The organism is Paraburkholderia lycopersici, assembly GCF_900096975.1.
GTDB lineage: Bacteria > Pseudomonadota > Gammaproteobacteria > Burkholderiales > Burkholderiaceae > Paraburkholderia > Paraburkholderia lycopersici.
Window position 1 is genome coordinate 83136 of record NZ_FMYQ01000020.1, and the last position, 23895, is coordinate 107030.

General features: G+C 65.8%; 21 protein-coding genes. 13 read left to right on the plus strand and 8 right to left on the minus strand.

Translation table 11 applies throughout. The features are described from left to right. The first annotated feature begins 9 nt into the window (after window positions 1–9). From BLU17_RS20670 to BLU17_RS34575, 5 genes are read left to right on the plus strand one after another with little or no spacing between them, the layout of a single operon-like run. Entirely contained in the window at window positions 10–2142 is a 2133-nt protein-coding gene (locus BLU17_RS20670; protein WP_092000541.1) for an FUSC family protein, read from the plus strand. Between the two features lie 37 nt (window positions 2143–2179). Continuing rightward, a complete protein-coding gene (locus BLU17_RS20675; protein ID WP_027818583.1) occupies window positions 2180–2389 on the plus strand; it encodes a DUF1656 domain-containing protein in 210 nt (69 codons plus the stop codon). Window positions 2390–2396: 7 nt separating this feature from the next. Further along, window positions 2397–3389, plus strand: coding sequence for an efflux RND transporter periplasmic adaptor subunit (locus BLU17_RS20680; RefSeq protein ID WP_092000682.1), 993 nt, complete (start codon window positions 2397–2399; stop codon window positions 3387–3389). Then, window positions 3386–4873, plus strand: a complete 1488-nt coding sequence (locus BLU17_RS20685; protein WP_092000543.1) for an efflux transporter outer membrane subunit — start codon at window positions 3386–3388, stop codon at window positions 4871–4873. Before BLU17_RS20680 ends, BLU17_RS20685 begins: the two co-directional genes overlap by 4 nt. Next, on the plus strand, window positions 4870–4947 hold the full coding sequence (locus BLU17_RS34575; RefSeq protein ID WP_143189305.1) for a TetR family transcriptional regulator: 78 nt from the start codon (window positions 4870–4872) through the stop codon (window positions 4945–4947). The genes BLU17_RS20685 and BLU17_RS34575 overlap by 4 nt, the downstream gene beginning before the upstream one ends. Window positions 4948–5300: 353 nt before the next feature. Here the strand turns inward: BLU17_RS34575 and BLU17_RS20695 are convergent, their stop codons facing one another. After that, the gene (locus BLU17_RS20695; RefSeq protein WP_092000549.1) at window positions 5301–5615 is read right to left on the minus strand and encodes a DUF4148 domain-containing protein; all 315 of its coding nucleotides are present in this window, start codon (window positions 5613–5615) and stop codon (window positions 5301–5303) included. Between the two features lie 242 nt (window positions 5616–5857). Here BLU17_RS20695 and BLU17_RS20700 point away from each other — a divergent pair, with 242 nt between their 5' ends. Together BLU17_RS20700 and BLU17_RS20705 are read left to right on the plus strand one after the other, a co-directional pair. Beyond that, the gene (locus tag BLU17_RS20700; protein ID WP_092000552.1) at window positions 5858–7252 is read left to right on the plus strand and encodes a selenium-binding family protein; all 1395 of its coding nucleotides are present in this window, start codon (window positions 5858–5860) and stop codon (window positions 7250–7252) included. A 14-nt stretch (window positions 7253–7266) separates the two neighbouring features. After that, the gene (locus tag BLU17_RS20705; RefSeq protein ID WP_092000555.1) at window positions 7267–7902 is read left to right on the plus strand and encodes a hypothetical protein; all 636 of its coding nucleotides are present in this window, start codon (window positions 7267–7269) and stop codon (window positions 7900–7902) included. 9 nt (window positions 7903–7911) lie between these two features. Here BLU17_RS20705 and BLU17_RS20710 read toward each other — a convergent pair whose 3' ends face one another. Continuing rightward, window positions 7912–8772 carry an oxidoreductase gene (locus BLU17_RS20710; protein WP_092000685.1) on the minus strand — a complete coding sequence of 287 codons (861 nt, stop codon included), beginning with the start codon at window positions 8770–8772 and terminating at the stop codon, window positions 7912–7914. A 322-nt stretch (window positions 8773–9094) separates the two neighbouring features. Here BLU17_RS20710 and BLU17_RS20715 point away from each other — a divergent pair, with 322 nt between their 5' ends. Further along, on the plus strand, window positions 9095–9949 hold the full coding sequence (locus BLU17_RS20715) for an NADPH-dependent oxidoreductase (protein ID WP_245746947.1): 855 nt from the start codon (window positions 9095–9097) through the stop codon (window positions 9947–9949). Window positions 9950–9996: 47 nt separating this feature from the next. Next, window positions 9997–10908 carry a ketopantoate reductase family protein gene (locus tag BLU17_RS20720; RefSeq protein ID WP_092000557.1) on the plus strand — a complete coding sequence of 304 codons (912 nt, stop codon included), beginning with the start codon at window positions 9997–9999 and terminating at the stop codon, window positions 10906–10908. A gap of 61 nt (window positions 10909–10969) precedes the next feature. Here BLU17_RS20720 and BLU17_RS20725 read toward each other — a convergent pair whose 3' ends face one another. The 6 genes from BLU17_RS20725 to BLU17_RS20750 all read right to left on the minus strand — a co-directional run bounded on the left by BLU17_RS20725 (window position 10970) and on the right by BLU17_RS20750 (window position 18452). Continuing rightward, window positions 10970–12190: an L-dopachrome tautomerase-related protein gene (locus tag BLU17_RS20725; protein ID WP_092000560.1), complete on the minus strand. Its 1221-nt coding sequence runs from the start codon at window positions 12188–12190 to the stop codon at window positions 10970–10972. A 146-nt stretch (window positions 12191–12336) separates the two neighbouring features. Further along, the gene (locus BLU17_RS20730) at window positions 12337–12786 is read right to left on the minus strand and encodes a PaaI family thioesterase (protein ID WP_092000563.1); all 450 of its coding nucleotides are present in this window, start codon (window positions 12784–12786) and stop codon (window positions 12337–12339) included. A gap of 136 nt (window positions 12787–12922) precedes the next feature. Beyond that, window positions 12923–14179 (minus strand): benzoyl-CoA 2,3-epoxidase subunit BoxA, encoded by a 1257-nt coding sequence (gene boxA / locus BLU17_RS20735; RefSeq protein WP_092000566.1) that lies wholly within the window; start codon window positions 14177–14179, stop codon window positions 12923–12925. A gap of 52 nt (window positions 14180–14231) precedes the next feature. Further along, window positions 14232–15659: a benzoyl-CoA 2,3-epoxidase subunit BoxB gene (boxB, locus tag BLU17_RS20740; RefSeq protein ID WP_092000568.1), complete on the minus strand. Its 1428-nt coding sequence runs from the start codon at window positions 15657–15659 to the stop codon at window positions 14232–14234. Between the two features lie 48 nt (window positions 15660–15707). Then, window positions 15708–17384 carry a 2,3-epoxybenzoyl-CoA dihydrolase gene (gene boxC / locus BLU17_RS20745; protein WP_092000571.1) on the minus strand — a complete coding sequence of 559 codons (1677 nt, stop codon included), beginning with the start codon at window positions 17382–17384 and terminating at the stop codon, window positions 15708–15710. 123 nt (window positions 17385–17507) lie between these two features. Next, window positions 17508–18452 (minus strand): helix-turn-helix transcriptional regulator, encoded by a 945-nt coding sequence (locus tag BLU17_RS20750; RefSeq protein WP_092000573.1) that lies wholly within the window; start codon window positions 18450–18452, stop codon window positions 17508–17510. Between the two features lie 270 nt (window positions 18453–18722). On the opposite strand from BLU17_RS20750, the gene BLU17_RS20755 reads away from it, so the two are divergent. From BLU17_RS20755 to BLU17_RS20770, 4 genes are all read left to right on the plus strand, one after another. Further along, a complete protein-coding gene (locus BLU17_RS20755; protein WP_092000690.1) occupies window positions 18723–20363 on the plus strand; it encodes a benzoate-CoA ligase family protein in 1641 nt (546 codons plus the stop codon). 16 nt (window positions 20364–20379) lie between these two features. Further along, window positions 20380–21201 carry an alpha/beta fold hydrolase gene (locus BLU17_RS20760; protein ID WP_245746948.1) on the plus strand — a complete coding sequence of 274 codons (822 nt, stop codon included), beginning with the start codon at window positions 20380–20382 and terminating at the stop codon, window positions 21199–21201. 265 nt (window positions 21202–21466) lie between these two features. Further along, entirely contained in the window at window positions 21467–22828 is a 1362-nt protein-coding gene (locus tag BLU17_RS20765) for a sensor histidine kinase (protein WP_245746949.1), read from the plus strand. Then, window positions 22825–23850: a response regulator gene (locus BLU17_RS20770; RefSeq protein WP_092000579.1), complete on the plus strand. Its 1026-nt coding sequence runs from the start codon at window positions 22825–22827 to the stop codon at window positions 23848–23850. Before BLU17_RS20765 ends, BLU17_RS20770 begins: the two co-directional genes overlap by 4 nt. Window positions 23851–23895: the final 45 nt, after the last annotated feature.

Sequence of the window (23895 nt, forward strand, 5' to 3'; positions counted from 1 at the left end):
AGCGGACTCATGACCTACCCCTCCCTCCGCGACTGGCTCTTTTCGGTCAAGACCTTCATCGCGTCGATGCTCGCGCTCTACATCGCGCTCGTATTCCAGTTGCCGCGCCCCTATTGGGCGATGGCGAGCGTGTACATCGTCTCGAACCCCTTCGTGGGCGCCACGCGTTCCAAAGCACTCTATCGCGCGCTCGGCACGGCGCTCGGCGCGGCGGCCGCGATCACGCTCGTGCCGCCCTTCGTCGAGACACCGCTGCTCTTTTCCGTGATCGTCGCGACCTGGACCGGAACGCTGCTGTATCTGGCGATCTCCGACCGCACGGCGCGCAGTTACGTATTCATGCTCGCGGGCTACACGATGCCGCTCATCGCGCTGCCGACCGTTACCGATCCCGCCACCGTGTTCGACGTGGCCATCGCGCGCACGGAGGAAATCACGCTCGGCATCATTTGCGCGAGCGTCGTGGGCAGCACGATCCTGCCCAGCCGCCTCGCGCCCACGCTGATCGAGCGCGCCGATGCGTGGTTCCGCGACGCCGCCTGGTACGGCAGTGAAACGTTTTCGGGCAAGATCGCTGGCAAAGCGGTTTCAGCGTGCCGCCAGCGGCTTGCGGCAACGGTGAACCAGCTCGAATTCCTGTTGAGCCAGTTGAGCTACGACCACACGCACCCCGAGGTCCTCGCGCGCGCCGAATCGCTGCGCGGGCGCATGCAGCTTTTTCTGCCGATGATTTCCGCGCTCGCCGACCCGCTCATCGCCCTGCGCCGCGACCTGCACGTGTGGCCCGAAGGCCTCGACGACCTGCTCGGCGACGTGTCCCGCTGGTTCGAAGAGCCGCTGCCCACGCGCGCCGCCGACATGCACGACGACGCGGGCGACCCGACCGCCGACAACCTGCGCGCGCGCATCGCGGCACTGCAACCCACGCGCGACGCGCTCGCGAACTGGCAAGGCGCGCTGCTCTCGAACGCGCTGTGGCGGCTCGGTCAGGTAATCGACGTCTGGCAGGACTGCCGCGCGCTGCGCGCGCTCATCGCGCACGAAGCGGGCACATGGCGGCCACGCTATCGCCATTGGCGGCTCGGCGGCACGGAGCGCTTCTATGATCGCGGTCTCATGCTGTTCTCGTGCTTCGTGCCCGTAACCGCGATTCTCGCGGCCTGCTGGCTGTGGGTGAGTTCGGGCTGGCACGACGGCGCGGGTGCGGTGACGCTCGCGGCCGTGGCCTGCTGCTTCTTCGCGGCGCTCGACGAACCCGCGCCCATGGTGTTCCGCTTCTTCCTCGCCACGGCGGCGAGCGTGCTGTTCGCCGGCCTCTACCTGTTCGTGGCGCTGCCCAAGGTGCACGACTTCGCGATGCTCGTGCTGCTCTTCGCAGGCCCGTTCATCCTGATCGGCACGCTCATTCCACGCCCGGCCTTCAACATGATGACGATGCTCGTGGCCGTGAACACGGCCACCTTCATCAGCGTGCAGAGCGCCTACGAGGCCGACTTTCTCGTGTTCCTCAACAGCAATATCGCCGGTGTGGCGGGCCTCCTGTTCGCCTATCTGTGGACGCGCGCCGCGCGCCCGTTCGGCGCGGAGCTCGCCGCACGCCGCCTCCTGCGTTCGAGCTGGAGCGACGTCGCGCTCTCGGCCTCGCCCACGCCGATCGAGGACCAGCGCAACCTCGCCTCGCGCATGCTCGACCGGCTCATGCAACTCATCCCGCGTCTCGCGGCCTCCGACGAACATCGCCATCCGTCGATCGAAAGCTTCCGCGACCTGCGCATCGCGCTCAACGCGCTCGATTTGCGCCGCTCGCGGCGCAAGCTCGACGGCGACGTCCCCGATGCGATCGACCGCGTGCTGGCCGGCGTGAGCGACCACTACGCGCGGTGCGCGCGAGAGAGCGAGCGCCAGGACGCGCCGCCCGCGCTGCTCGCCACCATCGACGACGCCCTGCGCCGCGTCGCGGCCCGCGCGCGCGCGCAATTCCCCCCCGCCACCGCGGCCGATGCGGACGCCCAGCCCGCTTCGCGCGCGCTCGTCTCGCAGCGTTCGCTGCGCGACACGCTGCACGCGCTCGTCGGGCTGCGGCTCTCGCTCTATCCGGCGTCCTCGGCCCAGTCGCCTTCCAGTCCGGAGGCCACGACATGAGCCCGCGCGCCACTCACCCTGTTTTGAAACCCGCACCATGATCGGCGAAATCGATATTTTTGGCGTGTTCGTGCCCGCTGTGCTCGTGCTGATGCTGATCGCGTACCTCATCAACGTCGTGATCGGCAAAGTGCTCACGCGCGTCGGCTTTTACCGGCTCGTGTGGCATCGTTCCATTTTCGATCTCGGCATCTATGTCTTCGTGCTGGCTGCCGTCATCATCGTGTCGCATCGCTTCGTGAACTAACGTGAACGTGAAAAAAACCTGGTTCTCCGCAGGAAGGATCCTGCTGACGCTCATCATCGTCGTGGTCGCCGCCCTCGTGCTGTGGCGCATCGTCAACTACTACATGTTCTCGCCGTGGACGCGCGACGGCCACGTGCGCGCCGACGTGATCCAGGTCGCGCCCGACGTGGGCGGCCTCATCACCTCCGTGCAGGTGGCAGACAACCAGCAGGTCAGGCAAGGCCAGGTGCTGTTCGTGATCGACCAGGCCCGCTACACGCTCGCGCTGCGCCTCGCGCAGGCCACTCTGGAGCAGCGCACGGCGACGCTCGCACAGGCGAAGCGCGAGTACGCGCGCAACCTCGCGCTCGGCAATCTCGTGGCTGCCGAAACGCTCGAGGAAAGCCGCACGCGCGTCGATCAAGGCGAAGCGGCCGCCGCCGACGCCCAGGTCCAGGTCGACACCGCGAAGCTGAACCTTGCGCGCACAACCATCGTGAGTCCCGTGGACGGCTATCTGAACGACCGCGCGCCGCGCGTGGGCGAATATGTCTCGGCGGGGCGCGCCGTGCTGTCCGTGGTGGACATGCATTCGTTCCGCGTGGACGGCTACTTCGAGGAAACGCGCCTGCACGGCATCCATATCGGCCAGCCGGTGGATATCGCCGTGATGGGCGAGTCGCGCCCGTTGCGCGGCCACGTGCAGAGCATCGTCGCCGCGATCGAGGACCGCGACCGCCAGGCGAGCCCCAACCTGCTGCCGAACGTGAATCCCGCGTTCAGCTGGGTGCGTCTCGCGCAACGTATTCCGGTGCGCGTGGCACTCGACGAAGTGCCCGAAGACTTCCGCATGATCGCGGGCCGCACGGCAACCGTGGCCGTGCGCGCGGACGCGCGCAACGACGGGCACGCAAGCCGTGCGGATAACGCAGGCGCAACCGTCGCCGCGCAGCCTGCTTCGGGCGCGAGCGCCCCCGCTGCTTCACAGGCCGCGTCCCGGGCTGGCGGAGCTTCGCAATGACACGCCGCAGTCTCTGGCGCACCTTCGCGCTCACGCCGCTCGCGCTCGCGTTGGGCGCATGCATAACGCTCGGTCCCGATTACCGGCTGCCGCAGGACGCCGTCGTCAACGCGCCGCTCGCACAAGGGTCGATTGATGGCGCGGATCGCGCGCCGGTTTCGCAACTGGGCGTACCCGCCAACTGGTGGCAGCTTTACGACGATCCCACGCTCAACGACCTCGTGCAGGAGGCGCTGAAGTCGAATACGAACCTGCGCGTGGCCGCCGCGAATCTCGCGCGCTCGCGCGCCGCCGTCGATGTGGCCAACGCACAGGGCGGATTCTCGGGCAGCGCGACCGCCGCGGTTGAGCGCGCGCAGGAATCGGGCGAACAGTACCTCGTGTTCGAGAAGCTGCCCGTCGAGAACCTGGGCAACCTCGGCATCAACGTGTCGTATGAATTCGATCTGTTCGGCAAGCTCAAGCGCGGTGTGGAAGCCGCGCGCGCCGACGACGCCGCCGTCGAGGCCGCCGCCGATCTCGCGCGTATCACGGTAGTCGCCGACGTGGTGCAGGCCTATGTGGAGTCGTGCTCGGCCGCCGAAGAGCTGGCCATCGCGCAGGAATCGCTGACGCTGCAAAAGCAGCGCGTCGTGCTCACGAAGCGTCTGCGGGACGCGGGGCGCGGCAACCAGCCCGACGTGACGCGCGGCCAGACCCAGGCCGACACGCTCGCCGCCGACATCCCGCGCTTCGAGGGCCGCCGCCGCGTGGCCCAATATCAGCTCGCCATGCTGCTCGCGCGCGCGCCGAGGGATCTGCCGCCGGCGGCGCTCGCATGCGACCGCCTGCCCAAGCTCAAGCAGCCGATTCCCGTGGGCGACGGCGCAGCGCTGCTCAAGCGCCGCCCCGACGTGCGCGAAGCCGAGCGCCAGCTCGCGGCGGCCACCGCGCGGATTGGCGTGGCGATCGCCGAGATGTACCCCGACGTGAGCTTCGGCGCGGGCGTGGGCACGGTCGGCATTGCGGGCGATCTGTTCTCTTCCAAGACCAATAGCTGGTCGTTCGGACCGCTTATCAACTGGACGTTCCCCGCCAACGGCCAGCGCGCCCGCGTGCGCGCGGCTCAGGCCGCGACGGGCGGCGCGCTCGCGCACTTCGATGGCGTGGTGCTCAACGCGCTGCGCGAAACGCAGTCGAGCCTCGCCACCTACGCCGCCGACGATCAGCGCGCCGAGTCGCTGCGTACCGCTTATCTGTCCGCGAAGCAGTCGGCGGATGAAACGCATCGCCTCTATGCGGCGGGCCGCGAACCCTTCCTCTCCGATCTCGACGCCACGCGCACGCTCACCAGCGTGCACGCGCAGGTCGCGGCCGCCGAAGGCCAGGTCGCGCTCGACCAGGTGCGCCTCTTCCTCGCGCTGGGCGGCGGCTGGGAAGGCAATCAGCAGGCGGCTGCCCAGCAAGGCGAAAATGCGTCGTCGGCAGCGGCCACGACGCGATGACGGTCGCAGACGTGACGAGCGCCGCGGGCCTCACGCGCGGCAGTTTCCACGGCTATTTCAAATCGACGGACTAGCCGGACGCACAAACGCTCGCCCACGTGTTCGCGCAAAGCGAAAGCGGCGATACCGATCTCGCGCGTTACGCGTCGCGCCATCTCTCGCCGGGGCATCGCGACAACGTGGCGGCCGGCTGTCCGGCCGCGGCGCTGGCCGGGCCGCGATGGCAAGCGCGGTTGTGCTCGCGCATCTGCGCGACGATCCCGCGCTGTCGAACGGAATTATCGAGTCCGCGCGCGAAGATTGGCGAACACGAAGCAGCGCGCGCCTTACGCCTTGCGCCAGTTAAAAAGGCCCGCGGCGCGCCATCGCGCGCCTGCGGGCCTTGCATCGAGATGCGCCGCCAACTGACGGCGCATCTGCCGTCAACTCAGTGCGCGTTGTACACCGGCGGCGAATAGCTGCTAACGGCGCCGTCGCTGCGCGAGCCGCTTTGCGACGAGCCGCTCGTGGCCGGACCATAGCCGCCTGTTTGCGCGTTCACGCGAGCCTCGGCCTTTTGCAGGTCATTGGGATAATAGAGGTCGTTCGCGGATGGGCGATAGCCGGCGGCTTCAAGTTGCGCGAGTTCGTTGCGCACCTGCGCGCGCGTCACCGGACCATTGCTGCCTTGCGACTGGGCGAAAGAAACGACCGGCGCCGCAAGCACAGCAGCAAGCGCAACGGCCTTGATGAGCGATTTCATGACTACCTCCAGTTACTTGATCGAATCGGCGCAGTGGCTTGTCTGCATCCGTTGAGTAGAAGTCTAGGAAGGTAGGCGCCGCGAATAAATGCCGCCGACGCGAATTCACTGTTTTCATGGAACAGATAATCGCCTCGGCGCATAAGCTTCCATTCGCATGGAATATGGCACGTTCGTAGAACGCACTGTCGCACTTTGGCGCATGATAGGGGCTCTTCCGAATCGGCGATGAGGAGACAGCAATGGCCACGTGGCAACCGGACCCGACGTTCTACCCGTCTGCGCGCATGGCAGGCGACGCTCCGCCTGAAACGCTGGCATATGTCGCCAGTTTCGACCCCACGCGCAGCGTGCCCGATTCGCTCGACGTGATCGATCTGGACCCGCGTTCGCCGGAGTTCGGGCGCATCGTGCATCGCCTGCCGATGCCCAACGTCGGCGACGAGCTCCATCATTTCGGCTGGAACGCCTGCAGCTCCTGCCTGTGCCCCAACGCGCCGCATGCGCACAGCGAGCGCCGCTATCTGGTGGTGCCCGGACTTCGCTCGTCGCGCATTCACATCGTCGACACGAAGCCCGACCCGCGCCGCCCGCGTATCGCGCGCGTGCACGAGCCGGAAAGCGTCGCGCAACGCGCGGGCTACACGCGGCCCCACACGGTCCATTGCGGGCCGGATGGCATTTATGTGACATCGCTCGCGAACGCGCAAGGCGAAGCGCCCGGCGGCATCTTTCTGATGGACCACGAGAGCTTCGACATCCTCGGCCAATGGGAAATCGATCGCGGCCCCCAACAGCTTGCCTACGACGGGTGGTGGCATCTCGGCTACGACACGCTCGTAACGAGCGAATGGGGCCTGCCCGCGGCCTTCGAAAACGGCCTCGTGCCCGAGGTACTGCTCGGCGGCCAGTATGGGCATCGCCTGCACTTCTGGGACCTGCACACGCGCCAGCACAAACAGGTTCTCGATTTCGGCGCCGAAAACCAGCTCGTGTTCGAACTGCGGCCCGCGCACAACCCCACGCGCCCCTACGGCTTCGTGAATTCCGTTATCAGCCTGAAGGACCTCTCGGCTTCGATCTGGCAGTGGTATCGCGATGGCGACCAGTGGGCCGCGCGCAAGATCATCGAGATTCCCGCCGAACCCGCCGACCCCGAGCATCTGCCGCCCATGCTCAAGGGCTTTGCGGCCGTGCCGCCGCTCGTCACCGATATCGCGCTCTCGCTCGACGACCGCTTCCTCTATGTGGCGTGCTGGGGGACGGGCGACTTGCGCCAATACGACGTATCGGACCCGGAGCACCCTCGCCTGACCGGCAGCGTGCGCGTCGGCGGCATCGCGGCGCGTGCCGCGCATCCCCATGCGCGGGAGCGCGCGCTCAACGGCGGCCCGCAGATGGTCGAAGTGAGCCGCGACGGCCGGCGCGTCTATTTCAGCAACTCGCTCTATGGCGCGATCGACGCGCAATTCTATCCCGAGGGCATCGACGGCTGGATGGTGAAACTCGACGCCGCGCCCGAAGGCGGCCTCGCATTCGACGAGCGATTCTTCATCGAGTGGCCGAAGTCGCACCGGCCGCACCAGATCCGGCTGGAAGGCGGCGATTGCTCATCTGATTCGTACTGCTATCCATAGCGCGGGAGCATTGCATGGAGGCATTCTTCGGCGCGCATTGGGGCGCATGGGCGGCCGTGGTGGGCAGCGGCGTCTTTCACGGCGTAAACCCGGCAATGGGCTGGCTCTTCGCAACCGCGCTCGGTCTGCAACGCGGCAGTCGCGCGGCGCTGCTGCTCGCGTTGCCGCCTATCGCGCTCGGCCATGCCGCATCGATCCTGCTGTTCACGACTTCGACAGCGGTGCTGGGCGCTCGGCTGCCCGGCACCGCGTTGCATTGGGGCCTGGGCGCGCTTCTGATCGGCTGGGCTGTCTGGCAGCATGCGTATGGGCACCGGCACCGCGCGCGCGTGGGGATGACCGCGGGTTTCGCCGGGCTCGCGGCATGGTCGGCGTTGATGGCAACCATGCACGGCGCGGGACTGATGCTGATGCCGGCCATGTTGCCGCTATGCGGCGGCGCGGCCGGCATTGCGACGAGCGAGCTTGCGCTTGCGGTCGCGTTCACGCTGCTGCATATGCTCGCAACTCTCGCCACCACCGCCGCGATCGCGCTGCTCGCCTACGAGTATTTCGGGCTCGGCGTGCTACGTCGCGGCTGGATCAATTTCGACTGGCTCTGGCGCGGGGCGCTCGTCGCCACCGGCACGTTGATGATCGCGACCGCGTGAGCCGGGCGATCAACTTTCCGTCGGGAAATCCGTCCCGAGACTCAGCGCGCGCCACGCCTCGATATCGGCAAGCGCCGCGCGCAAGCGGTTCGCCACCGCGTCCACGCCGAACGCCCCCAGCACGAGATGCCGCGGCGGGTCCTCGACTTCGGTGATGCGGATCATCGCCTGGGCCGCGCGCGCCGGGTCGCCGGGCTGATGCCCGCTGCTTTCGGCCGTGCGCTTCATGCGCGCGCCGGCTGTCTGCGCGTAGTCGTCGATATGGCTCGCCGTCTGCACGAGCGAGCGGCCCGCCCAGTCCGTGCGAAACGGCCCGGGCTCCACGCACGTCACCTTGATGCCGAGCGGTCCGACCTCCGCCAGCAAGGCATCGGAGAACCCTTCCACCGCATGCTTCGAGGCCGCGTAATAGCCTGACCCCGGAAAGCCCGCGAGCCCCGCCACCGACGTGATGTTGATGACGTGCCCCTTGCGGCGCGCGCGCATGCCGGGGAGCACCGCGCGCGTGAGCGCGAAGAGGCCAAATGCGTTGGCGTCGAACTGTGCACGGATCTCGCGTTCCTCGCCCTCTTCGATCGAGCTTTGATAACCGTAGCCCGCATTGTTGACGAGCACATCGATGGTGCCGAACCGCTTTTGCGCGGCGGCGACGGCGGCCTCGATCTGCGCGGCGTCAGTCACGTCGAGCGAAACGGGCAGCAGACGCTCCCCGGCCTCGGGCGCGAGATCGCCGAGCGACGCCTGATTGCGCGCAGTCGCGACGCAGCGCCAGCCGCGCGCGAGCACCGCGCGAGCAAGCTCGCGGCCAAAGCCGGTCGAACAGCCGGTCACGAACCAGACCGGCGACGCATTCGGAGATTCAACGGACATGGGACGACCTCCCGAAAGAAACGGCAGACAACGCTGCCGAAGACGGCCGAAAGCAAAAAGAAGGAAAAAGAAGGCACTGCGGCGCGAAAGAAGCTCGAACGCGCGCGAACATGGTGCAGATGCCGCGCGAATACCGCGCAAGTGCAAATGATAGCTGCGGCGCGCAAAATTTGCTGGAGCGCGCCTCGCGCCGTGCCAGCGGACGGCAGCGCCGATCGCGCGAGCCATGTACCATACGGCGCTTGCGCATCTGTTCCGCTCGTCCGTCAATGAACAGGAACATGCCCCGATTCACCCGCCATTCGCCGGAGAAGAAACCTCGATGTCCACCGCCGCCGCGCCCGATCTCCCCGCCGATATAGCGAAGGCCATGCGCGCCCTCGAAGTGCGCTATGGCACGCCCTGGTCCGCGCCGCTGCCGAGCTGGAACGACACGCTCGACACGCTGCTGGCGCACCGCTCGGTGCGCAGCTACGCCCACCGTCCGCTGCCCGAGGGCACACTCGAAACGCTGATCGCCGCGGCACAATCCGCCTCCACTTCTTCGAACCTGCAAACGTGGAGCGTGGTCGCAATAGAAAATCCCGAGCGCAAGGCGCGACTCGCGGAACTTGCCGGCGGCCAGTCGCACGTCCGTGAGGCACCGCTCTTTCTCGTATGGCTCGCCGACCTCGCTCGGCTCGAAGCAGCCGGGGCACGCAGCGGCGCGAGCGTCGAGGGTCTGCATTACCTGGAAACGCTGGTCGTCGGCATAATCGACGCAGCGCTCGCCGCGCAAAATGCCGTGGTCGCGCTCGAATCGCTCGGCATGAGCACCGTGTATATCGGCGGCATCCGCAATCGGCCCGAGCAGGTGGCGGCGGAACTCGGCCTGCCGCCGCGCGTGCTGCCCGTGTTCGGCATGTGCGTGGGCTATCCCGACGAAACGCGCCCCGCCGAGGTGAAGCCGCGTCTGCCGCAGGCGGTCGTGCTCCATCGCGAGCAATACGATGCGCCCTCGCAAGCGGCGGCCATTACACAGTACGACGAAATAATGAGTGGCTTCCAGACATCGCAGGGACTGAGCGCGGCGGGCTGGACCTCGCGTTCGCTCGCGCGCTGGCGCAGCCGTGAGTCGCTGCACGGCCGCGACCGCCTGCGCGAAGCGCTCAACGCGCTCGGGTTCGAGCTGCGCTGAACGCTCCCGCCGCACCGAAGTTCGCACGCTACTCAGGAGAAACGCAAATGAAAGTTGCCGTCATGGGCGCGGGCGCAGTGGGCTGCTTTTACGGCGGCATGCTCGCGCGCGCAGGACACGATGTGATATTGATCGGCCGGCCGCAGCACGTCGAGGCCATCGCGCGAGACGGCCTGCGCCTCGAAGCCCAGCAGTTCGACGAACGGATCGGCCCGCCGCATCTCACGGCGAGCACCGAAGCGTCCGCCGTCGCGGGCGCGCAGCTCGTGCTGTTCTGCGTGAAATCGACCGATACCGAAAGCGCGGGCGCCGCAATCAAGCCGCATCTGGGCGCCGATACGCTCGTGCTCACGCTTCAAAACGGCGCAGACAACGCGGACCGCCTGCGCGGCGTGATTGAGCAAGACGTGGCGGCCGCCGTCGTCTATGTCGCCACCGAAATGGCCGGCCCCGGCCACGTGCGCCATCACGGCCGCGGCGAGCTCGTGATCGAGCCGTCGCGCACGAGCGACGCCGCCGCGCGCGCACTCATCGACGCGGGCGTGCCGACGGAAATCTCGACCAATGTGCGCGGGGCGCTCTGGGCCAAGCTGATCGTCAACTGCGCGTACAACGCGCTCTCGGCCATCACGCAACTGCCTTACGGACGCCTCGTTCAGGGCGCCGGTGTGAGCGAAGCGATGCGCGACGTCGTGGGCGAATGCGTGGCCGTCGCCGAGGCCGACGGCGTGACGCTGCCCCCCGACATGGGCGGCGCCGTGACACGCATCGCGCAAACGATGCCGGGCCAGTACTCGTCCACGGCGCAGGATCTCGCGCGCGGCAAGCGCACCGAAATCGATCACCTCAACGGCTACGTCGTGCAGCGCGGCGCGGCGCTTGGCGTGCCGACGCCCGCGAACCGCATGCTGCAAACACTGGTGCGTCTCATCGAGGACAAAGCGCACGCGGTGATCTGACTCGCGCGAAAAGCGCCGTCGTTCGCGGGCCGTGCGGCTCGCGCGGGCCGCGAACGACCTCTCATCCCGCGAATGTGCCGGGCGGCTGCGGCGGCAGCTTCACGCGAAAAATGGTGAAGCGCCCCTGGCGCGGATAGCCGTTCGAGAAGTTGTCCAGCTCATGCAGATGCGAATCGGCAAAATACAGATAATCGTTCTGGAGTGCGAAGCCATCGGCCCATGAGACCCGCTGCGACTCGTTCACGAGCGTGCGCGCCTCGAGTGCGGCCTTGCCGCCGCGTTCGACGAGCTTGAACGCCACCACCGTGCGATGTTCGAGGTCACCGCCATAGAGCGTGCCGTCGCCGCCCATCAGCAAGCCCCCCGTGAGCGCGTGTTCGCCGAGGGCCTCCACGCGCCGCGAGAGCGCGGCCGGCGCGAGCGTTTCGTCTATCAGCGCGTCGGTGGGCGCGCGCCAGTAGTGGTGATCGGTGAGCGGCCGGTAGTAGACCCAGTTGCGTTGCGGCGAAAGCGCGACGCCATCGGTCTGCAGCACGAGCACGCTGCCGTCGGGCTTGCGCGCCACGCGATCGCCGAACATGAGATGCTCGCGCGGATCGGAAACGCTCGAACGGTCACCTGCGAGCACGAGGCGCGACTCTCCGTTGCTCAGTTTCGTGACGACGATGCCACCCTGGTTGCCCGCGTTGCTGATGAACGCGTAACCATGAAGCAGGTCGATGCGCACGTCGTTGATCGAATCCTTCGGCGTCACTGCCTGCCCGAACGTGTAAGTGCGCACCATCTCGCGCGTATCCAGATCGAACTGCACGAGCTTGGGCGGCTGGATGCGATGATCGACCGAGGGCAGCGACGAATCCAGCGCCCACAGCCGGTCGCGTTCGTCCACCCAGAGCGCCTGGACGGAAATCCACTGACGATCGCCGCGCTTGCCCGGCTTGTAGCGGTTCCAGTCCGCATCCGGAAACGGCAGCAGCGCGCCGCTGCGCAGATCGACTTCCACGAGGCTGTAGCGCGAACGCCTGGCGGAAGCAGGCGCGGTGGCGAATACGCGGCCGCCTCGCGTCACGCCGATGCCGACGAGCCGAAAGTCGTCGCCGAACGTCGCGACGGTTTCGAGGTCCGGCGCGCCGCGAGCCGGAACATGCGATGCGCTAGCGGACGCCGCAGCGCCCCCTGCCGCCCGCACCGCGCTCGCGCGCACGAACGTGCCGCACAGTGCGGCGCCGAGCAACGCGACGAGGCGTCGCCGGGTATGCAGGCTGGGGGCATCGGCTCGCATGTGCTCTCCTTTGCATGGCGGGAACCCGGCTCGAAGCGGCCCCGCCCAGTGCAGGATCGCCGCCGGATTCGCGACGCGCGCGCGTGTGATGCACGCGACTTCAGCGCAAGGCAGACGAAGCGAGCGGCGTGCCCGGCGCGAACGTGTCAGCGCTCGAACACGAGCAGCGTGGACGTGGCGGACGCGTAGAGCTTGCCCTGCGCGTCGGTGATGCTGGCCTCCGTGAAGGCGGCGCGGCGGCCGAAGCTGAGCACCCGCCCTTCGGCGCGCACGAGCCCGGTGTCGGCGGTCATGGGCCGATGATAGGCGACTTTCAGTTCCAGCGTGGTATAGCCCTGATTCGGGCCGAGGCGCGAATGCGCGGCGCATCCGCAGGCCGAATCGAGCAGCGTGGCGGCGTAGCCGCCGTGCACCGTGCCGATCGGGTTGTACACGTGAAACCCGGGCGTGCCGGCGAACACGACGCGCCCTTCCTCCACTTCGACGAGTTCGAAGCCGAGCGTTTCGCCAATGGACGGGCGGTGCCCGCCTTGCAGCATGCGCTGCAACTGTTCGAGGCCGGTCAGGCCGGCGGGCAAATCTGCAACGAGGTTCATCGAGGCGGTCTCCGTCTGAAAGCGCGCGTCTGTTCGCGCACGCCGAGCCGCCATCGTAACGTCTTTCGAACGACCGTGCTTAAACCTGCCGCGTACTTCGACGAAGGCCTCGATTCATTGTCTGCCACCCGATGTTTCAATACGTCTCGAGATGCAGCCGCCCTTCTCGCTTGAGGCGATCCCACAATGCCTCCCAGTCCATGCCATGCGTTTCGGCGATCTCCCGCAGCGCCTGCAGCACGCCTTCTTCCATGCCCTTCAATCCGCACACGTAAATATGCGTGCTGGTGTCGTCGAGCAGGTGCGCGACGTCCACGGCGCGCTCGCGCATGGCGTCCTGCACATAGCGCTTGCGCTGGCCGGGCGTGCGCGAGAAAACCAGATTGATGTCGATGAAATCCTTCGGCAGATTCATCAGGGATCCGAAGTAGGGGAGTTCCTGCTGCGTGCGCGCGCCGAAGAACAACATGAGCTTGCCGGTCGCGCCCTTGAGCCGGCGGCGGCGGCGATATTCGGTCATCGCGCGCATGGGCGCGGAACCCGTGCCCGTGCAGATCATCAGCAGGTGCGACCCCGGATGGTTCGGCATGAGGAAAGTATTGCCGAATGGCCCGATCACGGTCACCACGTCGCCCTTTTTCAGGTCGCAGAGGTAGTTCGAGCACACCCCTTCGGTTGCGTTGCCGCCGTGATCGCACGTGATGCGCTTCACCGTGAGCGAAACGTTGTTGTAGCCGGGGCGCTCGCCGTCGCGCGGGCTCGCAATCGAGTACTGGCGCGCATGGTGGGCACGCCCGTCGGCGGTTAGGCCCGGCGGCAGAATGCCGATCGACTGTCCCTCCAGCACCGGAAACGGCATTGCGCCGAAGTCGAGCACGATATGATGGATGTCGCTTTCCGTGGCGTCGTCGGTGAGGCGGTAGTTGCCGACCACGATTGCCGTGGTCGGCGCCTTGTGCGTGTAGAGATGGACATAGGGCCGCGCGGCCGACCATGGCGGCACGGTCGAGCCGCGCACCATGTCGGAGGCCGCGACAGGCGCGTCGACCGCAGCGGGCGGGGCTTGAGCCTCGCCTGTCGCGCCCGGCGCCTGCGCTTCCACTAGCGCGCCCACCGACGAATTTTGCGCGGGAAGCTCGTCCCACGCGTACTGTTCGTCGATGCTGTATGCGTCGGCCTTGAGCACGTTGCGCCAGTTGTCGATCGCGCCGGTCGGGCATGGCGGCACGCAGGCCATGCAGCGGTTGCAGACGTCGGCGTTGACCACATAGTTGGCGCCGTCGTGCGTGATCGCGTCGATGGGACACGTCTCCTCGCACGTATTGCAGCGTATGCAGATTTCAGGATCGATCAGGTGCTGCCTGAGTATTTCCACGGGTACCGGACCGTTCATGTTTGTCTCCCGCTACGGCGCGCGAAGCGAATGGTGCACGCCGCCTTTCCCGTCAGTTGAAGCGCACGTATTCGAAATCAATCGGCTGACGATTGATGCCCATGGCCGGCGGCGCGATCCAGCTGGCGAACTTGCCCGGCTCGACCACGCGGCCCATGAGCGAGGCGACGTAAGCGCGGTCCTCCGCGCCTGGCAGCCATTTCGCTTCGTTCGCCGCCCATTCGGCCTCGTCGATTACGCGGCCGTCGGGTGAAACGCGCACACCCGCGAAGGTGCCGATCTGGCGATTGAACGCTTTGTGCGGCACGGTGAGGCGTTTGTCGATACCGGCCTTTTCCAGCACCTTGTTCCAGCGGTTCACACCCGCTACGGAGTCCTTGATGTAGTCGTCGCGCAGCACCTCGTTCATTGCATTGAGCATCGGCAGTTCGCGTTCGACGAGTTTGCCGTCCTGCACGTCGAGCAACCGGTATTGCTGGCCTTCGAGCTGGTGATCGTCGTCGCGCTTGCCCTCCTCATAGCGGCCCTTGAGACCCGAGCTATAGAACGTGGCCGCATTTGACGACTGGTCGGCGCCGAACAGGTCGATCGTCACCGAGTAGTGAAAATTCAGGTAGCGCTGGATCGTTTCGAGGTCGATCACACCGGCGGCGCGCAGGCGCTTCACGTCGTCGGTCTTCAGTTCGTTCATGACCTGCGCGGTGCGCTGCACGACACGCGAAATGCCCGACTCGCCGACGAACATATGATGCGCTTCCTCCGTCAACATGAACTTCGTCGTGCGCGCGAGCGGATCGAAACCCGACTCGGAAAGCGCGGAAAGCTGAAACTTGCCGTCACGGTCGGTGAAATACGTGAACATATAGAACGCCAGCCAGTCCGGCGTCTTTTCGTTGAACGCACCGAGAATGCGCGGGTTGTCGTCGTCGCCCGACCGGCGCTCGAGCAATGCTTCGGCTTCCTCACGACCGTCCCGGCCGAAGTAGCGATGCAGCAGATAGACCATCGCCCACAGGTGCCGCCCCTCTTCCACGTTCACCTGGAACAGGTTGCGCAGATCGTACATGGACGGAGCGGTCAGACCGAGGTGACGCTGCTGCTCGACCGAAGCGGGTTCCGTGTCGCCTTGCGTGACGATGATGCGGCGCAGGTTGGCGCGATGTTCGCCCGGCACGTCCTGCCATGCCGCCTCCCCTTTATGGGCGCCGAAATGGATCTTGCGGTCGGCTTCGCCCGGCGTGAGGAAGATGCCCCAGCGATAGTCGGGCATCTTCACATGGTCGAAGTGCGCCCAGCCGCCCGGATCCACGCTCACCGCCGTTCGCAGATAGACGTCGTAGCCGTGCGAGCCGTCCGGGCCCATGTCGCCCCACCACGAGAGGAAATTGGGTTGCCACTGCTCGAGCGCGCGCTGCAACGCCCGGTCGTCGGCGAGGTTGACGTTGTTCGGGATCTTTTCGCTGTAGTTGATCGTGGACATTTCGGTTCCTTGCGGCACGTTCGGCAAATGCGGCGGCGGATGCGGATATCAGACGCGGGCAACGTCGAACTGCGCCTTGCTGCCCTTGCCGTACACCTTGAGCGCGCCTTTCTCGCCAACGGCGTTGGGGCGGTTGAAAATCCAGTTCTGCCAGGCGGAGAGGCGCCCGAAAATCCGCGTTTCCATCGTCTCGGGGCCGTTGAAGCGCAGGTTCGCTTCGAGTCCCGTGAGCGCGTCGGGCGACATGGCTGCACGCTCTTCCAGCGCGAGACGGATTTCGTCGGGCCAGTCGATGTCGTCGGGCGAAGCCGTCACGAGCCCAAGACGCTCGGCCTCGACCGGCCTGACCGGCTCGCCGATCTTCGCGCGCGCGGCGTCGATCGGTTCGGCTTCCTCATAAAACCGGCGAGCGAGCCGGGATTGATGCGAGACCATCGGAAAGAGGCCGAAATTCGCTTCCGATAGCGTGATGGCCGGCTCTTCGTCTTCATTCGACGGCAATGCAGCCATGTACGTGCGATCGGCCGCGAATGCAAGTTCGGCGAACGTGCCCGCGAAGCACGAGCCCGGCTCGATCAGCGCGAACAGAGAGCGCGACGAAACATCGATACGCGCGAACGTGCGGCGCAGCATGCCGATGGTCTCGCGCACGAACCAGTGATCCTGGTGCGCGAGCAGCGCGGCGTCGGCGGCGAGCACGGCTCGAGCGTCGCCCTCGGTCTTCAGTATCCACGTTCCGATGTCGAGTTCGTTGGTGCGCATGGTGAGAATCGCGTCGTCCAGTTCGCGGGCGAACCGCAGTGGCCACCACGATGCGCCGGCGGCGACAATCGCTTCGATATCCGAATCAACTGCCGTGGCGGGAGCCTTCGCGGTAAATGTCGCGGTGCGCTTCGCGCGGTCGATCGCCACGTCGACGGTCGCATAGCTCAACCCGCTTTCGTGTTCCATGCGCTCGACGCGTGTGAGCGTCACGCCCTTCGCATCGGCCGGGCGATCGCTCGTGGCGGCCAGTTTGAGCGCGCGCGCCTGCACCGCCTCATTGAACTGGTTCGGCTTCACGACGTCGTCCACGAGGCGCCAAGCCTTCGCGCGCTCGCCGCGAACGCCCTCCGCCAAGGTGCAGAAAATATCGGCGCGGTCGTGGCGTACCTTGCGTTTGTCGGTGAGGCGCGTGAGGCCGCCCGTGCCCGGCAACACGCCGAGCAGCGGCACTTCCGGCAGCGCGACCGAAGAGGAGCGGTCGTCGACGAGCATGATCTCGTCGCAGGCGAGCGCCAGTTCATAGCCGCCGCCGGCACAGGCCCCATTCACGGCTGCAACGAACTTCAGCCCCGAATGACGCGACGAATCCTCCATGCCGTTCCGCGTTTCGTTGGTGAACTTGCAGAAGTTGACTTTCCACGCATGGGTGGAAAGGCCGAGCATGAAGATGTTGGCGCCCGAGCAGAACACGCGGTCCTTCAGGCTGGTCAGCACGACCGTACGCACTTCCGGGTGCTCGAAGCGGATGCGCTGGAGCGCATCGTGCAGTTCGATATCGACGCCCAGGTCGTACGAGTTCAGTTTCAGCCTGTAGCCGTCGCGAATGCCGCCGTCTTCAGCGATATCCATGCCGAGCGTTGCAACGGCGCCATTGAACGTGAGCTTCCAGTGGCGGTACTGCGAAGGGTCGGTGCGGTAATCGACCCGCTGCGGGGCAAGGGCGATTTCGACTGCGGCCATGAGCGTCTCCTTTGCACTTCGTATTGATGAACCATAGTGCAATGAATTCCTCATGTAAAGCACAATACTGCATTTTAATGCATGCGACGGGTAAACCCCGAATGCCGCGCAGGCTCCTCCGGCTCAGTCGATGGGCGGCGCTTCAGCGCCCAAACGCGCGGCGAGGCGGTCGCGCAACTGCAGATAGGCATCGGCGAGCGTCTTTTCGCTGGTGTCGAAGGTCATGTCGGCACGGCCGTACAGCTCGCTGCGCCCGGCGAGGATGCGCTTGAGGTCGTCCATCGCCTCGCGGTTGCCCGACATCGGTCGCAGGTCGCCCTGCGCCACGACACGGCGCATGTGCTCTTCGGGCGTGGCCTGCAGCCAGATCGTGAAGCAGTGCGCGAGCAGCACGTTGAAGGTGGCGGGCTCGGAAACGAGGCCGCCCGGCGACGCGATGACGGCGCGCGGGTGTTCCGCGATCACGGCCTCCAGCGCACGGTGCTCATAGCGGCGATAAGCGCTCGCGCCGTACAGCGAATGAATTTCCGAAGGCGGGCAGCCCGCCAGCTGCTCGATAACCCGCGTGAGCTCCACAAACGGCGCTTTCAGTTCCTGCGCGAGCATGCGCCCAAGTGTGGACTTGCCCGCGCCGCGCAGACCGACGAGCGCGATGCGGTCATTGCGATGGGGATCGGCGGGTGCCTGAGAGAACATCTCGGCGAGTGCGACGCGCGCGCGCTGCAGTGCCGCGGGATCGCGCCCCTGCAGCAGTTCGCGGATCAGAAGCCACTCGGCCGACGAAGTCGTGACGTCGCCGATGACCTCCGCGAGCGGGCAGTTCAGCGTGTTCGCGATCTGCCGCAGCACGAGCACGGACGCGTTGCCGACACCCGATTCGAGATTCGCCAGGTGCCGCTCCGAAAGTCCGGTCTCCACCGCCAGCGTCTTGCGCGTCATGCCGCGCCGGGCGCGCAGCATGCGCACGCGCTCGCCCATGGCCGTCAGAAACGGATCGCGCTCGGTGCGTTCGCCGCGCGCGGTATCGTCGGCTTCCGCCGGAAGTTCAGCAGTGTAAGTTTGCTTCATTTTCGGAGATCTATAAAACCACACTTATGCACTATAGTGCTTGACATGTATTTTACGAACCGCTAATTTTCCGCCAAAAGGCGAATTGACGACAAATGGCGGCCTGAGACGTCTGCGCGCGGTGGCGGTGCACCGCCCCACCGCGACAAACCGGCCGGAAACTAGCCAACGCAACATGCCCGAAGCACGGTAACGCGCAGCGCAACCCGTTGCCGATACCGAACCGGCCGAGGCAGACAGAGCGGAGACAAACCCGTGGAAACCCAAGCAGTGCCGCCCGAACACGCCGCGGCCGCGGCAACTTCCCCGGCGCGCGCAGCCGTGCCGCCGCCTGCGCAATTCAACTTCGCCACGCACCTGTTCTCGCTCAATGCGGCGCGTACCGCAAAAACCGCCTACATCGACGACACCCATACGCTGAACTACGGCGAACTCGAAACGCAAGCCCGCCTTTTCGCGGGCGCGTTGCGCGCGCTCGGCGTCCACGCGGAGGAGCGCATCCTGCTCGTGATGCTCGACACCATCGAACTGCCCATCGCGTTTCTCGGCGCACTCTATGCCGGCATCGTGCCGGTGGTCGTCAATACGCTGCTCACGTCGGCCGACTACGTCTATATGCTCACGCACAGCCGTGCGCGTGTGGTGATCGCGTCGGGCGCGGTATTGCCCGTCGTCCGCGCGGCGGTCGAGGAAGCACAATGCGAGGACTGCGAACTAATCGTCTCGCAACCGCCGGTGGACGCATTCCGTGACGCCGGCACGCGTAACGCCGGCACGGCAAAGGCGCCGCGCGTCCTCGCCGAGCTTATCGCGTGCGCCGAGCCGGCGTCGCGCGCTGCACAAACGAGCTGCGACGACATCGCGTTCTGGCTCTACTCATCGGGATCGACGGGCAAGCCCAAAGGCACGGTGCACACGCACGCCAATCTGTACTGGACCGTCGAGACCTACGCGAAGCCCATTCTCGGCATACGAGAAAGCGACGTCGTGTTTTCCGCGGCGAAGCTGTTCTTTGCCTACGGGCTCGGCAACGGACTCACGTTTCCGCTCTCGGTCGGCGCGACAACGGTGCTGATGGCCGAACGCCCCACCGCCAACGCCGTATTCGCGCGCCTCGTCGAGCATCGGCCCACGGTGTTCTACGGCGTGCCCACGCTCTATGCGAGCATGATGGCTTCGCCCAACCTGCCTGCACGCGAGGACGTCGCGCTGCGCGTCTGTGTTTCCGCGGGCGAGGCGTTGCCGCGCGAACTCGGCGAGCGCTTCAGGCAACATTTCGGCAGCGACATTCTCGACGGCCTCGGCTCGACGGAAATGCTGCACATTTTCCTCTCGAATCGCCCAGGCGCCGTCGAATACGGCACCACGGGCCGCCCTGTTCCCGGCTACGAAATCGAGCTGCGCGACGAGACCGGACGGCCCGTGCCCGACGGCGAAATCGGCGACCTCTACATCCGCGGGCCGAGCGCGGCCGTGATGTACTGGAGCAATCGCGAGAAGTCGCGCGCAACCTTTCTTGGCGACTGGGTGAAGAGCGGCGACAAATATCGGCGCCTGCCGGAAGGCGCCTATGTCTATGCGGGCCGCAGCGACGACATGCTCAAGGTGAGCGGCCAGTACGTTTCGCCCATCGAAGTGGAAATGGTGCTCGCGCAACACGGCGCGGTGCTCGAAGCGGCCGTAATCGGGGTCGATCAGGGCGGACTCGTGAAAACGTGCGCGTTCGTCGTACTTCGGCACGAGGTGCGGGATACGTCGCACGAAGCGCTGGCCGAGCAGTTGAAGGCGTTCGTCAAGACGCGGCTCGCGCCGCACAAATATCCGCGCGATATCGTGTTCGTCGACGACCTGCCGAAGACTGCGACCGGTAAAATCCAGCGTTTCCGGCTGCGTCAGCAGTTTCTGTCGTGATCGAATGAACAAGTCCATGCACGAAAGCCAATTCGCCGATCTGCCCGCCACCGCCGCGCGCGACGCGCTGCGCATCGAATACCGCTGGACCGGCACGGCAGACGCCGATGCACCGCTCGCCGTGTTCCTGCACGAAGGACTCGGCTCGATCGCGATGTGGAAGGACTGGCCGGCAGCGCTCTGCGAGCGTCTCGGCATGCGCGGGCTCGTTTATTCGCGTCCCGGTTACGGCCGCTCCACGCCGCGCGCGCCAGGCGTGAAATGGCCCGTCGATTTCATGGCGCGGCAGGCGCGCGACGTCTTGCCCGCATTCCTCGACGCGCTCGGCCTGAGCGCCGCCGAACGCGCGCGCATGTGGCTGATCGGTCATAGCGACGGCGCTTCCATCGCCCTGCTCTACGCGGCCGCCTTTCCCGCCGCACTCGCGGGCGCCGTGACGATTGCGCCGCACGTGTTCGTGGAAGACATCTCGGTGCAAAGCATCGCCGAGGCAAAAGTTGCGTACGAAACGACCCGCCTGCGCGAAATACTCGCGCGCTATCACGACGATGTCGATTCCGCCTTCTACGGCTGGAACGATATCTGGCTCGCCCCGGCTTTCCGGTCCTGGAACATCGTCGGCGAACTCGCTGCGATCCGGGCGCCCTTGCTCGCCATCCAGGCCGTCGACGACCACTACGGCACCATGGCGCAAGTCGAGGCGATCGGCTCGGCCGTGCCGCATGCGCGCGTCCACGCCCTCGCTCAGGGTGGACACTCCCCGCATCGCGACGCGCGAGAGCCACTCGACGACGCCATCGCGCAGTTCGTTTGCACGGCGCGAACGCCCGCGGCCTGAAGGTCGCGCGAAGAAGCACGAGCACGCGAGATCGCCGCGCAAACGCGCCGCCAACCGATGCGGCACGCATAACACCCCACCCCATCGAACGACGACGCCCGCCCAAGGGCCAAAACCCGCTGCATCGTTGCCATCCTTTGGTGATATTGTCTTTCCTTACCGCGCTCAGAAGGGGAGCGGCCACGCGCCACGGCCGGCAAACCAGAAAACGGGGAAGCACCACGAGACGCAAAAAGACCGGCCGCACCGCGCGCGGGCCAGAACGATGAGCGATTCCATCCCGATGAACGTTTCGAGAACCTCGCTACAACTCAGGCGAGCCTGGGCGTCGATGCGTCCGCGCTTCGTGCGCGCCTTCGCGCCCGCGCTGCGCAACCTGCAATACGTGAAGCGCCGCATGCGCCCGCTCGCCGTCGTCGCAAGCGTGGGCTTTCCGCTTTACTACTACGTCTGGAAAGACCTTTTTCCGCAGCCCTATGAAAACCTCACGCTGCGCCTGATCGGCTCGTTCGTTTTCCTGCCCATTCTCGCGTTCGAGCGCTGGCCCGCGCCGCTGAAGAAACTGCTGCCCTGGTACTGGTATTGCGCCACGCTCTACGCGCTGCCGTTCTTCTTCACCTTCATGCTGCTCAAAAACAACGGCAACGAAGTCTGGGTGGAAAGCGCGCTCATCGCAGCGTTCGTGATGGTGCTGCTGCTCGACTGGCTCATGCTCGTGCTGCAATTTCTGGTGGGCATCAGCCTTGCCGTGCTCGCGTATTGCCTCACCACCTACCCCATCGTCCTCGGCCCGAACTACTTCACGCATCTCGCGATTTTTTCGTTCGCGGTGGCGATCGGCGCCGTGGCCAACTACGATCAGGACCGCATCCAGATCGAACAGGAGCGCGCCATGCTGGCCACGGCGGGCAGCGTGGCGCACGAACTGCGTACGCCGCTCGTGGCGATACGCGTGGGCGCCGCGGGCCTCATGCGCTACCTGCCGGCGCTGCTCGACACGTATCAACTCGCCCAGCGCAACCGCCTGCCCGTGCCCAAAATACGCGTGGCGCATCTGCATTCCATGCAAGGCGTGGTTAGCCGCATCGAGCAGGAAGCACTGCATTCGAACGCCATCATCGACATGCTGCTCGCCACGGCGCGCTTCACCGGCGGCAACATGCAAAGCGCAACGATGTGTTCTATCGCGCATTGCGTGGAAACCGCGCTCGCCCGCTTTCCGTTTCGCGAAGGCGATCGCCGCCGCGTAATCTGCAATTTGCGCCCTGATTTCGCGTTTCGCGGGTCCGAAATGCTCACCGTTCACGTGCTATTCAATTTGTTCAAAAATGCCTTCCGGCATATGGGCAGCATCGAGGGTGCGCAAATTTCGATTCGTCTTGAATCAGGGCAACGGTCCAATCGGCTGATTTTCAGCGACACGGGCACCGGTATTTCCCCTGAAGTCTTGCCGCACATCTTCACGCGCTTTTATACTTCGACAACCGCCACCGATGACGTGACGCTCGGAACAGGAATCGGGCTGGCATTCTGCCGCGATGTCATGCAAGCGATGGGAGGGGCAATCACCTGCTCTTCCGTAAAAGGCGAATACACCGAGTTCGTTTTGACATTCCCAGCGCCATGACGAAAGCCATTCAGCCGTTCTCCTATCCGACCACCGTCGCGTTCGTCGACGACAGCGCCGCGTTCCTTTCGAACCTGAGCCTGCAACTCGAACCCGACCTGGCGTTTCGCCTTTTCAGTTCGCCCAACGAAGCGCTGAAATTTCTCAACGGCCGCGCGGCGCAAGACCGCGCGTCGGAGCCGATCTTCAGCCGCTACCTCGACCGCACCGAGGAAAACGACGCACACCAGGTAATCGCCATGCGCGTAGACGCGATACGTAGCCTCGTGCATAACGCTGCGCGATTCGAGTCGGTTTCGGTCGTGGTGGTCGATTACGACATGCCGGAGTTGAACGGCATGGAGTTCTGCCGCCGCATGGACGACCCGTCGATCAAGAAGATCGTGCTCACGGGCAAGGCCGACGAACACGTCGCCGTAAAAAGCTTCAACGAAGGGCTGATCGACCGTTTCATCCGCAAGCATGAAGTCGATGCGGTGGAAACGCTGAATCAGGCGATCCGCGACATGCAGCGCGCGTATTTCGACCGCTGCTGCAGCACGGTGCTCGATGCGCTCGCCGTTTCCGAATACGCCTTCCTCAAGGATCATGCGCTCGCCACGCATGTGAAAGATATTGCCGATTCATTGGGCATCGTCGAACACTATCTCTCGTACCAACCGCACGGACTGCTGATGTTCGACGGCGTCGGCACGCCCTACCTGCTCGTCATCCACACCGACGAATCGCTGCGCGGCGTGCGCGAGATCGCCGTCGAACAAGGTGCGCCCGCAAGCTTCCTCGCGGAGCTCGACAGCCGACGCAGCCTGCCCTATTTCTGGCTCACCGAAGGCTATTACCCGGCGCAGTGCGTGGAGTGGCAGCCGTACATGCACGCCGCTTCCGAATTTCACGGCGACCGGCGCTACCTCTATGCCGTCGTGAAGAAGCCCGCGGGGCTCGCGCTCGACAATGTCCTGCCTTACGACAAGCATCTCGACCAGCTCGATCGCGAGATCCAGGCGGCGTGGGATTCGCCCTGATTCCCGGACCCGAATGCAGCCCGTGTTCGGGCTGCTCCCCACGCC

Coding starts and splice junctions, on each gene's coding strand:
- BLU17_RS20760 (WP_245746948.1), top strand. CDS start 20,380: ATGCACGAAAGCCAATTCGCCGATCTGCCCGCCACCGCCGCGCGCGAC.
- BLU17_RS20705 (WP_092000555.1), top strand. CDS start 7,267: ATGGAGGCATTCTTCGGCGCGCATTGGGGCGCATGGGCGGCCGTGGTG.
- BLU17_RS20685 (WP_092000543.1), top strand. CDS start 3,386: ATGACACGCCGCAGTCTCTGGCGCACCTTCGCGCTCACGCCGCTCGCG.
- BLU17_RS20770 (WP_092000579.1), top strand. CDS start 22,825: ATGACGAAAGCCATTCAGCCGTTCTCCTATCCGACCACCGTCGCGTTC.
- boxA (WP_092000566.1), bottom strand. CDS start 14,179: ATGAACGGTCCGGTACCCGTGGAAATACTCAGGCAGCACCTGATCGAT.
- BLU17_RS20670 (WP_092000541.1), top strand. CDS start 10: ATGACCTACCCCTCCCTCCGCGACTGGCTCTTTTCGGTCAAGACCTTC.
- BLU17_RS20710 (WP_092000685.1), bottom strand. CDS start 8,772: ATGTCCGTTGAATCTCCGAATGCGTCGCCGGTCTGGTTCGTGACCGGC.
- BLU17_RS20730 (WP_092000563.1), bottom strand. CDS start 12,786: ATGAACCTCGTTGCAGATTTGCCCGCCGGCCTGACCGGCCTCGAACAG.
- BLU17_RS20720 (WP_092000557.1), top strand. CDS start 9,997: ATGAAAGTTGCCGTCATGGGCGCGGGCGCAGTGGGCTGCTTTTACGGC.
- BLU17_RS20700 (WP_092000552.1), top strand. CDS start 5,858: ATGGCCACGTGGCAACCGGACCCGACGTTCTACCCGTCTGCGCGCATG.
- BLU17_RS20750 (WP_092000573.1), bottom strand. CDS start 18,452: ATGAAGCAAACTTACACTGCTGAACTTCCGGCGGAAGCCGACGATACC.
- boxB (WP_092000568.1), bottom strand. CDS start 15,659: ATGTCCACGATCAACTACAGCGAAAAGATCCCGAACAACGTCAACCTC.
- BLU17_RS20715 (WP_245746947.1), top strand. CDS start 9,095: ATGTCCACCGCCGCCGCGCCCGATCTCCCCGCCGATATAGCGAAGGCC.
- BLU17_RS34575 (WP_143189305.1), top strand. CDS start 4,870: ATGACGGTCGCAGACGTGACGAGCGCCGCGGGCCTCACGCGCGGCAGT.
- BLU17_RS20765 (WP_245746949.1), top strand. CDS start 21,467: ATGAGCGATTCCATCCCGATGAACGTTTCGAGAACCTCGCTACAACTC.
- BLU17_RS20695 (WP_092000549.1), bottom strand. CDS start 5,615: ATGAAATCGCTCATCAAGGCCGTTGCGCTTGCTGCTGTGCTTGCGGCG.
- BLU17_RS20725 (WP_092000560.1), bottom strand. CDS start 12,190: ATGCGAGCCGATGCCCCCAGCCTGCATACCCGGCGACGCCTCGTCGCG.
- boxC (WP_092000571.1), bottom strand. CDS start 17,384: ATGGCCGCAGTCGAAATCGCCCTTGCCCCGCAGCGGGTCGATTACCGC.
- BLU17_RS20675 (WP_027818583.1), top strand. CDS start 2,180: ATGATCGGCGAAATCGATATTTTTGGCGTGTTCGTGCCCGCTGTGCTC.